General features: G+C 47.2%; 2 protein-coding genes. Both read left to right on the forward strand.

The window, feature by feature from the left end:
• On the forward strand, positions 1-288 hold a 288-nt coding region (locus tag FVR03_RS24145; RefSeq protein ID WP_147924328.1), incomplete at its 5' end, for a transposase.
• Positions 289-302: 14 nt separating this feature from the next.
• On the forward strand, positions 303-1,088 hold a 786-nt coding region (locus FVR03_RS24150; protein ID WP_255474392.1), incomplete at its 3' end, for an IS3 family transposase.

Consider the following 1,088-nt stretch of genomic DNA (forward strand, 5'->3'; position numbering starts at 1 on the left):
AAAAAAACGAGGAGAAAATTTACGGCTGCTTTCAAGGCCAAAGTGGCGTTAGAAGCACTAAAAGAAAGAGAAACCCTTGCAGCCTTATCCGCTCGCTTCGAGGTTCATGCCAACCAGATATCGCTCTGGAAGCAGGAGTTTATCGCTAATTCGGAGGTGGTATTTGCCGGAACAGAAGGGAAAGAAAAAGAAGAACCGGTAAACCTGGAGGCTTTGTATGCCAAGATCGGGCAATTGGAAATGGAGCGGGACTTTCTAAAAAAAAGCTTAAAGAAGAGCGGACTATAAGTGAGCGCAAGCTGCTGGTAAGCCCTCAGGATAAGTTGAGCATTCGCCGGCAATGCCTCCTGCTCTGCCTTTGCCGGGCCTCTTTCTATTATGTGCCAAAACAGGAGAATGCTGAAAACTTAGAGATGATGCAGTTAATGGATGCGTACATTTTAGAGGAGCCTACAGCGGGAGTGCTGACGATGCAATCGATGCTGGAGGAAAAGGGCTACAAGGCTGGCTATGAAAGGGTAAGGCGACTCATGCGCCTGGCCAATATACGACCTATTTACCCCAGAAGGTATTTGACACAGCTGGGAGACAAAAAGTACATCTACCCTTATTTGCTGCGCAACCTGAAAATAGAAAGGGTTAAGCAGGTATGGGCTATTGACATTACCTATGTTCCGATGGCCAAAGGGTTCCTGTACCTGACAGCGATCATAGATGTGTATAGCCGCTATATAGTGGGCTGGGGCTTAGCTAACACCCTGGATGCTGATGCCAGCCTGCAGGTGTTGAAAGCCGCAGTAGCCCGGCATGGCAAGCCAGAGATTGTCAACAGTGACCAGGGCAGCCAGTTTACCTGTAAGGAGTATGTAGATTACCTGAAAGAGGAAAACATCAGGATCAGTATGGATGGTAAGGGCAGGGCGCTGGATAATATTTTTATAGAAAGGTTTTGGCGTACCATCAAATACCAGCATATTTACCTCAACCCAGCTGATGATGGTATAACCTTGTACCAGGGTATTAGCCACTGGATAGAGAAATACAATCATAAACCGCATCAGGGAATTGACCGAAACAAGCCTGCTAGC

It is taken from the genome of Pontibacter qinzhouensis (assembly GCF_008017455.1).
GTDB classification, from domain to species: domain Bacteria; phylum Bacteroidota; class Bacteroidia; order Cytophagales; family Hymenobacteraceae; genus Pontibacter; species Pontibacter qinzhouensis.